Here is a 14,382-nt window from a genome sequence, read left to right on the forward strand (position 1 = left end):
AGATCTCTCAAAAATATTTAAATTATCTTACTACTGTAAAAAGTGTTTCTGCTGTTTTTTTAACAGCTTCTTCTATATTTTTTTCTGACTCAGCTTTTAAGTCTTCTTTTTCAGTTTCTTTAACTTTGTCAGTTTCTTTGGCTTCTTCGTAAGGTACAGCTATTTTTTCTGTGCTGTCAATTTTATCATAATATTTTTTAAGAAGCTCTTTATCATTTTCTAATTCTTTTTTAGCTTCAAGCATTGCTTGTTGTTTTTCTTGTTCCCAAACTTCTTTGATATCTTTTTCGATTTCTTCGCTAGTCATGCCATCTTTCATCATGTAAGCTATGATTTCGTAATTTTGTTCTTTTTCAGCCATTGCAAGTTTTTCTGATAATTCTTTTTCTGTTATGTTGAAAATGTCAACAATTGGCATAAATTCGTCATCAGTATATTTAACTTGATAACCAAAAGCTTCAGATACAAATCTAACTGGTATATAAGTTTTATTGTTTGAAATTATTGCTGGTGAATCAAGAGCAACTTCTTTGTCATTTACTAATGCTTTGTCTTTGCCAATAGTTAGGATGATTTTTTCGTCATCTTTTGATATTGTGACAGTTTTTGCATTTGCGTTCCAATCTACTTTTGCACCAATTTTTTCATAGAAAGATCTTGCTGAAAGCATTGTTCTATTGTTCATGATTTTTGGCATAGCTTCTGGATCATTAAATGTTATATCTTCGCCATTTACTCTAACTGTAACAATTTTTTCAAAACTAGGCATCATTAGTTTAATGTATTCATCCATTGTTATTTCTTTTACAGAAGTTGGCAATTTAATTTCTACATGTTCATCTTTAATTCCAGATGCAGTTCCTGTGAATTTAATTTTCATAAAGTTTGAAAAATTAATGTCAGCTTTGACATCAGAAGTGTATTTGTCATCTTCAAATGTTGATTTTTCATAAATTTTTGAGCCTTTAAGTGCTTCTTTTGCACCTTTAGCCATTTCTTTTATGGACTCTGAATTGTATTTGTTCTTTAAATTTTTAAATTCAGCTTTATCTTCTTCAGTCATTGTTGGTTCAATTTTTTCTACTATTGCAAGTAAATTTTCAGATACTTTGTCCCAGTTTTTAACAACATGATCAGATCCATTAATTATGTTGTCAATTATTTGATCTGAATTTGCTTCAAATGTATAAGTGTTGCCTTCAACTTTATAATCTACAGATGGTTTGAAATCTCCAAGTGCAACGTCCATAAGCTTCATAATATCTGCTTTAAATTCTTCTGAATTTAGATATTTAATGCTAGCAGGATTCATTCCACCATATCCACCAGATAATGCGAGATAATCTTCTTTAATTTCTTTTATTGATTCAGGATTTGACATTTCAAATATGCTCTTTGGCATATAAATTTTGTCATTATCTACATACATTTTGAAATCAAGAGTATCTGGAAGAGTGTTCATTTCTGCAAGTTCAGCTTCATCTTTAATTTGTCCTTTCATTGATTCTTTTAAAGATTTGAAACCTACATTTACAGAAATTTCTGCTTTAGTTTGTCCTACTTGTTTTCCTGTGAAAGTTACAGGGAATTTCATGTTAAGTGTTTCTTCTGATTGTGGATCTTTGACTTGTATATCATAGTCAAATTTTCCTTCAATTGTTGATCCCTTCCAACTACTTATCTTATTGCTTGCTTCTATATAAGATGCAGTGTTTGGAGTACAAGCTACAAGTGTAGCAAGCACTAAAAGTATAGCTAAAAGTGAAAATATTTTCTTCTTCATAATAACCTCCTCATATATATACTATTATTCTACATCAATAATCTAATCTTTACAATTACAATACTATTACTATATCAAGTAAATTACTAAGATTTGTCAAAGACATTGTTTCTAAATTAATTGAGATTATTTTCATAAAAAATAGCCCTACTTTTGTAGGACTACACTTAAAATGATATACCTTTTACAACCGCTATAAAGCATAAGACTACTGCAAGTGGCACATATAAATATTTACTTATATTGTACCAAAATTTGCCATAACCTTTTTGAGAACCTTCATTGATTTCAGATATTAATTCATTTTTATCCATAATCCAAAACCATGTTATAGCTCCAATTGAAGCACCTATAGGTATTATATATATTGAAATTAAATCCATCCATGGTCCCCATCTAAATATGGCTTCCATATTGACTGAAATTCCAAAACAAGCAATTATTAAAACAGTCAAAAAAGTTTTTCTTTTAACTTTTGGAAATTTATACATTAGCGATTCAATTACAACCTCAAACATGTTTTGTAATGAAGAAATACCCCCAAATACCACGGCTAAAAATAAAACTATTGCAAATAGTCTACCTAAATAAATATCTTGCAAAATTTCTGGTAATACAACAAATAAAAGTTTGGGGCCAGAAGCCAAATCAACATTGTAAGAAAAACAGGCAGGTATAATGACAAGAGCTGCAACAATTGCCGCAACTGTGTCAAAAAATGCTGTACTTAAACTCGATCTAACAACATCTTCACTTTTTTGCAAATATGCTCCATAAACTAGCATTCCAGAACCCGTTACAGATAAGGAAAAGAAAGCTTGACCCATGGCAAATATCCACACCATTGGATCTTTTAAATCTTTCCACACTGGTTTAAACATAAATTCATACCCAGCACTAGAACCATTTAAGAAAAACACTCTTATTGCCAAAATACAAAATAAAATAAAAAATGCAGGCATCATTATTTTATTAGAAATTTCAATACCTCTTGCACCAATACTTAGTGATAATATGACAAATAATATTACTATAAAATGATATACAACTACCGAATAATTATTTAATGAAAAAGAATCAAACCATGTAGATGTTTCTACATGCATTAGAGTTCCAGTAACTGACTCTACAAGTGCCTTTAAAACATATGCCACTATAACTGAATAACCTATAGCGATGCAAAATGAACCGATTAATGGTATCCATCCAATAATTTTTCCAAGTTTATTTAGACCTCGCTTATTAAAAGCATATTCATAAGAGCCAAGTGTGCCTGTACCTGTTTTTCTACCCATAGCATATTCGGCACTGAGTCCACAATATGAAAATATTAAAATAAAAAATAAATAAACAATTAAAAATGCAGAGCCTCCTAGAGAACCCATCCTAAATGGAAAACCCCAAACATTAGCCATGCCTACAGCTGAACCAACACAAGCAAGTATAAAACCCCAACGTGATGAAAAACTTTTTTCTTTCATATTAAATCCTTTCATTTAATGATTAAATTAATATATCATAAAAAAACTAAAATGTAAAACACTTTAAAGCGGTGAGTTCTTGTCCTAAATGTTTGAATTGTTATTTGAATATTTGTTTTAAAAGTAGAAATTTTTATAAACAAGGAAAATTTATAATTTGATAGTCAATTTACTATATGAAGTACAAAGAAATCTTATAACTACAACACAAATTAAAAAAAGGAGGACTAACCAGTCCTCCCCATATTTGACATTTTGCCAATAAATCTTTCAATTGTTATATATCTATAGCTCCTATGCTGTATAAATTAAGCATTTAAACCTTTAGCTAATATAGCTACTAAAAACTAGGCATACTTGCTACTTTTCCCTTGCGGGACGCATTCGAACTTTTCATTGGAATCACCTTTTCTAGTTACCAATTATTTCTTAAGCTAGCTTACTTATACTATAACGTATTAAAAGGATTTTGTCAATGTTTTCCTAAAAGTTTTTTATAATTTTATATTAATTATATTTTTCTTAAGTTTATTTTGTTTTTCAGCTTCCACAAGTATCTTCATTGCCTCAACTGCCGACCTTCTGGAGCCGATATTTACTATATAACTTCCCTGTGAATTTTTACCTCTTATAGCAACTTCATCGTTCTTATTTATTGATATTGATTTCATTGTATCAAAATCAAAACTATATGTGCCAAGAACAAGCCCATCTTCATAAGAACCCACAACTGTACCTAAACTGTCTCTGCCATTTCTAAATTGCCCCCTAAGTGGCATATTATATATGGCTGGTGTTTTATCTTCTTTTTCTGGGAACTTGCCATAGTTTAAGTTCACTAAGAATAGTCCAAATATAACAAATGGTATAAATGGGTTTGAAAGTGTGTCTAATACAGCACTTTTTATAGGATACATTTCATGTAAGAAATATACATTTAAAAATATTAAAAATGCAAAATAATAAATCATATTTAGTCTATAGGTATTTTTATTTACCTTTAGATTTTTCAAAGTGAAAATATTTTTATATTCTATTCCTCTTTCCCAAATTGTCATTATAAATAAGTAGTTTGCAATGGCCCACAAAAATGTGTATATAGAGCTCAACTGATTTTTAGATAATATTTCCATCCCAAATGGTAGAAGTGCTGCAAGTATTACCGATATAATTGTTTTTTTGTTCTGCATAATTGCCTCCAATCTATTATATTTTAAAAATAATGACCAATATTATTATAGCAAATATTGATATATGTGCTAATATTTTCTATTATTTGTTATTTGATAATAACCAAACCAAATATAAATTTATTGACTAATTAAAATAAAACAAAGACTCACGATATTATCTATACCATGAGTCTTAGTCATATTGTCCTAGATTATATTTTTCGATTATTGAAATAATTTTATCAGCATAATTAGGATCTGTTGCATAACCACCTTGATTTATATAAATAGCAGCTTCTCTAAAGTCCCTTGCTGTCTTTACTTTATCGTACCTCTTGGCCTCAGTCAACAGTTTTGCATAATGTTCAAAAGATTCTTTTTTAGATTTATATTTTCGAAAATTCTCCAAATATCTTCCACTTTCACCATTTACATATTCTTCTGTTTCAAGTCTTATACTATTATCTGATAAAGTAGCCTTGACACCAAAATAATTGTTGTACTCTGTTGAAAGTTGCGACCTCCCCCAATTGCTCTCAAGTATTGATTGTGCAATCATCACCGATGGAAACAATCCATACTTTTTGGCTGTTCTCTGGGCAAGAGGAATAGTATCTTCTAAATACAGTTCCCTAAAGTTCACTTCAGGCTGTCTATTTCTTTTAAAAATTACATTTATCATAAATATTAATATTGTGATTGTCAAAACAAACATAAAAAGTACAGTAAAGCAACCTTTCAATAATCTTTTTAAGTTCATTTTTTAATATCCTCATATAAGTCTGATATTTTTCTACCAATAATTGGATGAAAATAATTTGGTATAAGTTCATTTAAAGAATTAAGAACAAATTCACGCTCATGTAAAAATGGATGTGGAACTATCAATTCATCCTCAAATATTATCTCTCTATCTATCAGAAGTATGTCTAAGTCGATAGTTCGTGGTCCCCATTTTTCATGTCTTACTCTATCTAAATCTATTTCTATTTTTTGTAATATATGCAATAGGTCAATTGGATCTTCGAAGCTATTTACCTTGACAACTGTATTTAAAAAATCAGCTTGATCAGTTTTGCCCCAAGCTTTTGTTTCAATAATGGGAGCTTCTTCTAATATTTTTAGTCCCGATGATTTCATCGCATCTATGGCTCTATTTATATATTCTTCTCTATCTCCCATATTAGTTCCAATGCCTATATAATAATTGCGACGCTTTTTTATGCATTTTACTGAGGCAGTATCTAGTGGCAAGTTTATAGGTGCCCATGGCTTTTTGATTTCAATATCTAATTTTTTAACTATTTCATAGTTATCAAATATATACTTTGTCAACTTATAAGCCAGCGTCTCGATTAAATCTTCGTCACCTTTAAATAATTCATAGATTTCATGCGATAATTTACCATAGTCAATAGATTTATCTAAATCTTTTTCTAATGCACAATCTCTAAAAGAGAGATCAGCTTCGACTGAAATAAGAAATTTTTGGCCTAGAAACTTCTCTTCTTTAAACAAACCATGATTGGCATAAACCTCTAGGTCTTTAATTTTAATTTTATCCATCTTTCACCTCAGTAAATTATTGTGTGATTCTTCTTCTCGAAACTCCAATTACATTCTTTATATGCTGGGCAACGAAAACAAGGTCGTGAAAATTTATCAGCTCTGTAAAAAATATCAAAAAACTTATCTTTTTCTAAATCTTTTCCCCTGTGAGCCGATATACATTCCATAATTCTATTTTTTTCTTCATTTGAAAAATAAGTCTCTTTTAGAATTTCTTTGGCTATATCTACAGAGGCAATTGCATGATTTATGCCTTCTTTTATTTCAACTACTCTGCCTAAATCGTGAAGCAAAGCTGTCGAATAAATCATGTCTTTTTCTACATCTAAATCTTCTTCAAGTTTTAAAATATAACAAATTCTCGCTACAGACACAAAATGTTCGTAGTTGTGTCTACAAAAAAATCTATCACGCTCTAAAAATTCAAGCTCATCTAAATATTTATTAAATTTTTTACTTTTTAAAATAATATCTGTATTTTTCACTAGAATTCAATCAACCTATAGGCTTCTTGTTTTAACTTTTCATCTGTTTCTAATATTCCTTTAGCAACAGAGGTAACAGTTTTGGAGCCCGGTTTTTTAACTCCTCTCATATTCATACACATATGCTCAGCTTCTACTACAACTAAAACTCCACGTGGTTTTAAATATTCCATCATAGCTTCTGCCACTTGAAGATTAAGTCTTTCTTGTAATTGAGGTCTTTTAGCGTAAGTTTCTACAGTACGAGCAAGTTTAGAAAGTCCAGCCACTTTTTTGTTTGGAAGATATGCTATGTGAGCCTTCCCAAAAAATGGCAAGAAATGATGTTCACACATTGAGTAGAAAGGAATATCCTTAACTACAACCATGTTATCATCTACCACCTCAAAAGTCTTAGAAAGGTGTTTTTCTGCAGTTTGATTTATCCCTGCAAAAATCTCTTCATACATTCTAGCTATTCTATCAGGAGTTTCTAATAATCCCTCTCTGTTTTTATCTTCACCTATTGCTTCGATAATAAGCTCAGCAGCTTTTTTTAATTTTTCTTTATCCATGATTTCTCCTCATTAATTAATTTCCTATAATTTAAATTATTACCCACAATTATAGCATTAGCCGTTATAATTTACAATTTTTAACTAATTTGTTACAATATTTGACGAGGTGTTAAATGAAGACTAAAGTAACATGGTTATGTCTATGTTTAATGATTTTTATAAATGTAATTCCTGCTTATGCTGAAAATACAGATAATCAAGAAAACTCAGACAATAATTTAAAAGAAACCCTTGAAGAAATAGATCCAAAAATTATTAGAAATAAAAACATATTGGTCCCAACAAAAGAGGGTGTTCAAAAAGCAAATGAATATGAATATGAACTTATAAAAAAATATGAAGATTATCCCCTCGAAAATCTCACAAAATCTTACTTATTAGGCGATTTAGAAACTGGGGATATATTAGAAGCTTATAATATTGACGAAATAAGAGCAATGGCTTCTACATCTAAACTCGTATCCATTTTTGTAGTTTTAGATAGAGTTAAAGACAAAAAAATATCACTAGACGACATGGTCACAATTGACAAAGAAGCGGCCTCTCTACCTGGTTCAAGTTACAAATTGAAAGAAGGAGACAAAATAAGTGTTGAAAAATTAATTGAAGCATCACTTATAGTATCTGGCAATGACGCAGTTACAGCACTTGCCAAATATATAGGAGGGTCAACCGATGGTTTTGTAACTTTGATGAACACAAAATGTAGAGAATTAGGATTAAAAAATGCCCATATGGTAAATCCCACAGGCCTCACTGATTATTCACTTGAAGATTATAATAAAATGACAACTAGAGAAATGTTTAACCTATCTTGTGAAATCTTAAAATACCATCCTGAAATATTAGACTACACTTCTAAAACAGCTCTCAAAGAAGACTCTAGAGAATTTATTGAATATAATACCAATCCTTTACTTGGTATCGTACCAGAAATTGATGGTCTAAAAACAGGATACACAAATGCAGCGGGACGTGCGGTAATACTTACAGGCCTTGAAAAAGGAATTAAGGGCGAAACAAAAGATATGCGTCTTATAGGTATAACTACCGGTTCGCAAGGTGACTGGCAGAGATTTGTCGCTTGTAAAAAATTAATGACAGAAGCTTTTGACAGCTACAGTAATTTAGCAATAGGTAGCTTAAAAGAAGAGCTTAGAACAATTGAGGTTGAAGACTCTCAAGACTCAAATATTCCTGTTTATCAAAAAAATATAGGTTACGGAATTCTTAAATCCGATGAAAAGTTAAAACAAATCGTAGAAATAGATGAGAATTTAATTGCACCAATAGAAGCAGGGGGAAAAGTAGGCTCTGTAAAATACTATAAAGGTGATAATCTCTATTTTGAATCGGACTTAATAGTCAAAGATAAAGTATATGGACAAGGAATATTTAATAAATTTAAGAGAAATTTTGAAGAAATATTTGTAAATATAGAAAAAGCAAGTAAAGCAGCTTAGATAATAAAACTTCTAACAACCAAATATTTTTAATCACGGACAATAATAATTTCCACTCCATGAGTCATCCTGAACGAAAGAAGGCTTGTAAAGATTTCTGAAGTAGAATAAATCTCTATATAGTAAATAAAATTTTCACATTTCTAAAATTATAATATTTATTTAAACCGGCACTATAAAGCTTCTAATGATAATTAACTTTATTTTTGCCGGTTTTTTATATCAAAATATAAATAATTTTTATAAAAATTTATCGATGATAAAAAATACTAAAAATAACTCTGAAATAATAGAATAATAAATAATAAAAAATCGACACAAAGGTGTTAGCCTATATGCCGATTCATTTATAAAATAGTAAGTTTTATTTTAATTATTCAAATTTTTCTAAAAATGCTTTATAAGCTTTATAAGTCATATATGCATCAGCTTTGGATACAAGTTCCACTGGAGCATGCATTGATAGCATTGCAGTACCCATGTCAACAACTTCAGCCCCATATTTTGCTAAAATATATGCTATAGTGCCGCCTCCACCTTGGTCAACTTTTCCAAATCCAGAGATTTGCCAAATTACATCTTCAGATCTGAATAAATCTCTAAGTCTTGAGATATATTCTGGGTTAGCATCGTTAGAACCGCCTTTGCCGCCTGAACCTGTATATTTTGCCATAGCTATACCATATCCAACTTGAGCTTCATTTTTCTCGTCAGATACTTCCTTAAAGCTTGGATCTAGTGCTGCTGACACATCAGCTGATAATACTGATGAATTTGCAAGAGCTCTTCTAACTTTTAGATCTGAATATTGGCCCATATTATCTATTATTTCTGCCAAAGCATTTTCAAAAAACATAGAAGTCATAGCAGTATTACCAACAGATCCTATTTCTTCTTTATCTACAAATAAAGCTACAGCCGTCTTCTTAGGATTTTCTACTTCAAGAATAGCTAGAAGATTTGCATATGAACAAACTCTGTCATCATGTCCATGAGCAGCTATCATAGCCCTATCAAATCCTACATCACGTGCTTTAGCCGCAGGAACTGCCTCAAATTCTGCAAAAGCAAAATCTTCTTCATCTAAATTATATTTTCCTTTTAATATAGTTAAAATATTTCTTTTAATTGGATTTTCATCTCCTTCTACTCCATAAGTAGAATGTCCAACTACTATATTTAAATTTTCAGCAGTGATAGCTTCTTTTAGATTTTTATTATTTTGGTCCTTAGATAAATGTGGAAGTAAGTCATTTATATAAAATATTGGGTCATTTTCATCCTCACCAATTATAATATTGTGCTCAATTCCATCTCTATCTCTAAAATATCCATGTAGAGAAAGACCTATTGTCGGCCATTGATATTTTTTAACTCCACCATAATAATGAGTTTTAAAAAGTGCCAATGAAGAATCTTCATACAAAGGATTTCCTTTTAAATCTAACCTTGGAGAATCAATATGAGAACCCACAATATTTAATCCTTCTTCTAAATTTTCTCCAATAATAAATAAAACGGCAGATTTATTTTTATTATTTAAATAAATTTTATCGCCTTTTTTAATTTTTGATTTTAGTGCTTCTTCAAGAGAAATAAAACCGTGTTCCTTAGCCGCTTCAATTATATAAGTTGTAGCCTCTCTTTCAGTTTTCGCTTTATCCAAAAACACCTTATAATCTTCGGCATATTCATAAATTTTGTCATTAGTCTTGCTATCTATTTGTTGCCAAACAGATTTTTTTTCAAATTGCATTAATATCACCTTCTCTAATCATTATATATTATAAATCTCTATTTGGAAAATGTTTCTATGAGATTTGACAGATAATTTAAATTCATATAAAATATTAATATTAGTCCTCGTAGCTCAGCTGGATAGAGCACACGCCTCCTAAGCGTGGGGTCGGAGGTTCGAATCCTCTCGTGGACGCCACTATCTGTGCTTTTGCACAGATTTTTTTTATAAAAATAAATTATTCTTCTAATAAATAATTTAATAATCTCTTTCTATCGTTGATAAACATAGAAGTGATTATATAACTATCAGTATCCTCATAATCACATAAATTAACTCCCGTCTCATCAAAATTATATATTTGAGCTTTTCCCATACCTAATAAAATAGGCGAATGCGTAGCTATTATAAATTGTGAACCAATATTTACACTTTTATATATTTCATATATCAAAGAAAGTTGCATTTGAGGAGATAAAGCTGATTCTGGTTCGTCTAAAATATAAAGACCTTGTTTCATAAAATTTTCTTTCATTAATTTCATAAAACCCTCACCATGCGAACTGCTATGCAATTCAAGCGAGTAATCATTAAGATACTCTTTTTCTTTTGTTGCTATATTATAGAATTTTTCTGCTCTAAAAAATATCCCCATTTTTCTTTTTGTGTTCTTGATAATCCAATAGCTTCATGTAAATTTGAATGAGAATTATATGTGCAAAATTATAATTCTTAGTTCCACCCTCTGGGTTAAAACCCGTTGCTATTGCTAGTGCTTCAAGTAAAGTAGACTTACCACTGCCGTTTTCACCTGCAAAAAAAGTAATAGGATAATTAAACTCAAGCTCTTTGATATTATTAATAGCTTTAATATTATTTAAATAACTACATTCATCAATTTCACTCCATCTTATACAGATATTGTCAATAAACATTATACCTCCTTATAATATAATTAGATTATAAGGATTTAATCTTTTACAAAAAATAATATAAAATAAAACTTCAATTCATAAATATTTTATAGGACTAAATCTTATACTATGAATTTTAGATAATAGAGCTAAAAACCAACAAGTGAAGGGGATAAATATACTTTATTAATATTTTAAATTTTGTTTAATATACTAAACTGCAATAATATTACCGATATTTGCGTGTTAAATATATTAAATATTGTATAATATATTAATCTCCTGTTTCGATAAGTTCTAAAACATTGATAATAGGCACTTCGTAAGGATGCTCTCTTTTTATAATTTTAATTACTTCACTTAAATCGTCTTTTTTTATTCTAAATTCAACTTTCATTTCTTCTATGGTTTCAATTTTATTTATATCGCCTATATGAGGGGATGCTCCTTCTAGTGGTCTAAAATAGCCTATAACTGGTGTTTCGGAATAAACATAGTCATAATTATTATCTCCCAAATACTCATCATTAATTGCTTCAATTATATCATTTACATTCTCTGCAGGAACAAAAACTTCAATCTTTAAATATTTCATATTATCACCTATTTTTATATACCCAATAAAAATTGTTTAGGAATAAAAACATCGTGGTATAAAACTTATAGATACTATTTAAAAGGGAGGAATTTTAATGGTTATATTAAGTTTGATAATTAAAATAGTAGTCAGTGCAATAGCAATTTTAATAACATCTGCACTATCAATTGGAGTAACAGTTAATGGATTTGGAACTGCTGCTGTTACAGCAATAGTTATTGGCCTACTAGACTGGGCAATCGAAAAATTCACTGGAGTAGATGCATCTCCAACAGGAAGAGGAATAAAAGGTTTTGTAGTTGCAGCGATTATACTATTCGCAGCAGGACAATTAGTAAATGGATTTGACGTAACTATACTTGGAGCTGTGATTGGTGCTGCCATTCTTGGTATCGTTGATGCTATCATTCCAGGTAAAAGAATTTAAGTTATAGATTATATTTATAGCCCGAACGAATCGGGCTTTTTTTTTACATAAAATTATTAAAGTTTAATGACTATTAGTAAATTAACTTATTGTATTAAAAAGATTTAATAAGCATCTATTTTAAAATTATAAAATTCATTAAAATTTAGTAAATCCACTTATATACTTTTAAAAATATTGGCCTAAATAAATTAAAAACTTCATTTAATAATAATATTTTCTGACAAGACCATCTTTTGCGATCTTAATATCTTTCTAAATTAAAATTTTAATTCCAAATATAACTCTATAGTTGATTGTGGATAGCTCTTGTTGTTTAATTATTTTTCTTTATAGCACTTGATTTAATCCACAGTTTTTGATTTTAATACACATTTGTGGATTAAAATGGCGTATTTTACACAAAATTTGAAACTTTTATATTAATAATCTATATAATTTTAAATATATTGTGGATAAAAAAATAATTTGTATTTTTATTCCACAATTTCAAATTAATTTTGAACTTATTCACAATTTCCTCTTTTATAACTAAATAAAAAATATAGACCAAATATAAAATCTGATATATTATAAGCACTATAAAAATAATCATATTCAAAATAATATTTTCCACAATTATTATTTAATAAATATTTTAAATTTCATTTAAATTCAAAGGACTAATTCATGATTTTTTCTCAATAATATAATTCCATATTTTTTATATAATAAAATTAAATCTTTTTAAAAATTTAATTTTATACATCATTTAACTAATATACAGTAATTCTTCGTGAGAATGAAAAATACGGTTCTTTAATAATAATTGATAGATTTATATTAAGGGAAGATAAAAACTTCATATAATTCATTTTAAAGACAAAAAAATAGACCCTTCTGGATCTATTTTGCAAATTCATCTATAATACTATCAAATAATTTTGAGTTTTTACCACTTAAATTATAATATATATCATTTACTCTAAGAGTCAAACCAGTTTTAACAAAAGAAATTTTGTTGCCACTTGTAAAATAAACATTAATATAATTTACAATTTCAGCACTGGTATCTTTATTTGCTTGCTTTCCTCTTAATTTGTTTAATCTTTTGACAATTTTTTCTACATCTTTTGTATTTTTAATTGTCTTCATATTATCACTTTTAAATCCAATAATTTCTATATAGTCTACATCTTTACTATTAATATCAACTATCTTATTTCTAGAAGATATTAAAGTTGCCGATAATATTAGTAATACTGCAAAGAAGAAAATTATAACGATTCTGGATTTATTGAAGGAATTTTTTTGTTTTCTCATTATATTTTTAATACTCCATTCATAAATACATATGCTCTTCCGCCAACTCTAACACAGTTTTCGTCAGCATTCATTTCTGCCACTACTTTTGATTTTCTACCCAAAACAGTTCCTTGCGTAGATACTATACTTTTGCCTTCATTTATTTTATTTCTATATAAATAATACATTGTTGCTGCAGTTGAAGTACCACTACCCACCTCTTCACGCACTCTTATTCTTGGAGAGAATGTGCGTTGATTTATATTTTTACCATCTTCTGTAGTAAAAGCATGAATAGAAATACAGTCTTGCTCTTCAGTAATCAATAGGGCTTTTTTTTCATCCAAATTAATTTTTGAAAGTATTTCATAATTTTTAACTGGAACAATTATATCTTTAGCTCCAGTAGAAATCATTTCAATCTTTGCATCTTCAGCAATACTTAAGCCAATATCTTCTTTTTTTATCCCCAAAATATTTATTATTCTATCAATAATTTCATTATCTTCTATTTCTTTTACTTCTTTTAACTTTAAGTTCATATAAATATTTCTAACTTTGTCATTCTTATATTCAAGTTCTACAGGTATTTTATCAATTTTAGTATGTTGAATAACTTTTTTTACACCATTTTCTAAAGGAGTTATATACTCATTTTCTGCCAGTGCATAAAATGTCGCAATTGTAGCGTGACCACAGAGTTTAATTTCTTCAAAGGGTGTAAAAAAACGTGTTGAATATCTTCCAATATCAAGCCTTTTCACAAATACCATCACGGATTGATTGTAATCTCTGGCAATATTTTGCATCTCTTCATCAGTTAATTGCCAGTCGTCAATAACTACTCCTGTGGCATTTCCCATAAATGGTCTATCTGAAAACGCAGAGACCATATAAGTTGTATAGAATCT

At 28.9% G+C, this 14,382-nt stretch carries 15 protein-coding genes and 1 tRNA gene; 3 read left to right on the plus strand and 13 right to left on the minus strand.

Features of this window, described 5'->3' with window-relative positions; translation table 11 throughout:
* Positions 1-22: 22 nt before the first annotated feature.
* The 7 genes from ABID14_RS06790 to folE form a co-directional block, all read right to left on the minus strand.
* A complete protein-coding gene (locus ABID14_RS06790) occupies positions 23-1,783 on the minus strand; it encodes a copper amine oxidase N-terminal domain-containing protein (RefSeq protein ID WP_354368458.1) in 1,761 nt (586 codons plus the stop codon).
* A gap of 167 nt (positions 1,784-1,950) precedes the next feature.
* Positions 1,951-3,264 (minus strand): sodium-dependent transporter, encoded by a 1,314-nt coding sequence (locus ABID14_RS06795; protein WP_354368460.1) that lies wholly within the window; start codon positions 3,262-3,264, stop codon positions 1,951-1,953.
* 494 nt (positions 3,265-3,758) lie between these two features.
* Positions 3,759-4,454, minus strand: coding sequence for a hypothetical protein (locus ABID14_RS06800; RefSeq protein ID WP_354368462.1), 696 nt, complete (start codon positions 4,452-4,454; stop codon positions 3,759-3,761).
* 175 nt (positions 4,455-4,629) lie between these two features.
* A complete protein-coding gene (locus tag ABID14_RS06805; RefSeq protein ID WP_354368464.1) occupies positions 4,630-5,196 on the minus strand; it encodes a glycoside hydrolase family 73 protein in 567 nt (188 codons plus the stop codon).
* Positions 5,193-6,002, minus strand: a complete 810-nt coding sequence (folK, locus tag ABID14_RS06810; protein WP_354368466.1) for a 2-amino-4-hydroxy-6-hydroxymethyldihydropteridine diphosphokinase — start codon at positions 6,000-6,002, stop codon at positions 5,193-5,195. Before folK ends, ABID14_RS06805 begins: the two co-directional genes overlap by 4 nt.
* 8 nt (positions 6,003-6,010) lie before the next feature.
* Positions 6,011-6,490 carry an HD domain-containing protein gene (locus ABID14_RS06815; protein WP_354368468.1) on the minus strand — a complete coding sequence of 160 codons (480 nt, stop codon included), beginning with the start codon at positions 6,488-6,490 and terminating at the stop codon, positions 6,011-6,013.
* Positions 6,490-7,044, minus strand: a complete 555-nt coding sequence (folE, locus tag ABID14_RS06820; RefSeq protein WP_354368469.1) for a GTP cyclohydrolase I FolE — start codon at positions 7,042-7,044, stop codon at positions 6,490-6,492. The genes ABID14_RS06815 and folE overlap by 1 nt, the downstream gene beginning before the upstream one ends.
* Positions 7,045-7,160: 116 nt before the next feature.
* On the opposite strand from folE, the gene ABID14_RS06825 reads away from it, so the two are divergent.
* Entirely contained in the window at positions 7,161-8,510 is a 1,350-nt protein-coding gene (locus tag ABID14_RS06825) for a D-alanyl-D-alanine carboxypeptidase family protein (protein WP_354368471.1), read from the plus strand.
* A gap of 373 nt (positions 8,511-8,883) precedes the next feature.
* On the opposite strand, the gene ABID14_RS06830 is transcribed toward ABID14_RS06825, so the two are convergent.
* On the minus strand, positions 8,884-10,266 hold the full coding sequence (locus tag ABID14_RS06830) for an aminopeptidase (RefSeq protein ID WP_354368473.1): 1,383 nt from the start codon (positions 10,264-10,266) through the stop codon (positions 8,884-8,886).
* Positions 10,267-10,369: 103 nt separating this feature from the next.
* On the opposite strand from ABID14_RS06830, the gene ABID14_RS06835 reads away from it, so the two are divergent.
* A tRNA-Arg gene (locus ABID14_RS06835) sits at positions 10,370-10,446 on the plus strand.
* Between the two features lie 40 nt (positions 10,447-10,486).
* Here the strand turns inward: ABID14_RS06835 and ABID14_RS06840 are convergent.
* From ABID14_RS06840 to cutA, 3 genes are all read right to left on the minus strand, one after another.
* Complete coding sequence (locus ABID14_RS06840) at positions 10,487-10,792, minus strand: AAA family ATPase (protein WP_354368475.1); 306 nt, start codon at positions 10,790-10,792, stop codon at positions 10,487-10,489.
* A 94-nt stretch (positions 10,793-10,886) separates the two neighbouring features.
* Positions 10,887-11,183, minus strand: a complete 297-nt coding sequence (locus ABID14_RS06845; protein WP_354368477.1) for an AAA family ATPase — start codon at positions 11,181-11,183, stop codon at positions 10,887-10,889.
* Between the two features lie 253 nt (positions 11,184-11,436).
* Entirely contained in the window at positions 11,437-11,757 is a 321-nt protein-coding gene (gene cutA, locus ABID14_RS06850) for a divalent cation tolerance protein CutA (RefSeq protein WP_354368479.1), read from the minus strand.
* Between the two features lie 103 nt (positions 11,758-11,860).
* Between cutA and ABID14_RS06855 the strand changes: the two genes are divergently transcribed.
* A complete protein-coding gene (locus ABID14_RS06855; RefSeq protein ID WP_354368564.1) occupies positions 11,861-12,187 on the plus strand; it encodes a phage holin family protein in 327 nt (108 codons plus the stop codon).
* A gap of 885 nt (positions 12,188-13,072) precedes the next feature.
* Here ABID14_RS06855 and ABID14_RS06860 read toward each other — a convergent pair.
* The gene (locus ABID14_RS06860; protein WP_354368481.1) at positions 13,073-13,489 is read right to left on the minus strand and encodes a hypothetical protein; all 417 of its coding nucleotides are present in this window, start codon (positions 13,487-13,489) and stop codon (positions 13,073-13,075) included.
* Positions 13,489-14,364: a PhzF family phenazine biosynthesis protein gene (locus tag ABID14_RS06865; RefSeq protein WP_354368483.1), complete on the minus strand. Its 876-nt coding sequence runs from the start codon at positions 14,362-14,364 to the stop codon at positions 13,489-13,491. Before ABID14_RS06865 ends, ABID14_RS06860 begins: the two co-directional genes overlap by 1 nt.
* Positions 14,365-14,382 lie beyond the last annotated feature (18 nt).

It is taken from the genome of Peptoniphilus olsenii (assembly GCF_040545475.1).
In the GTDB taxonomy this organism is placed as follows: Bacteria; Bacillota; Clostridia; order Tissierellales; family Peptoniphilaceae; genus Peptoniphilus_A; species Peptoniphilus_A olsenii.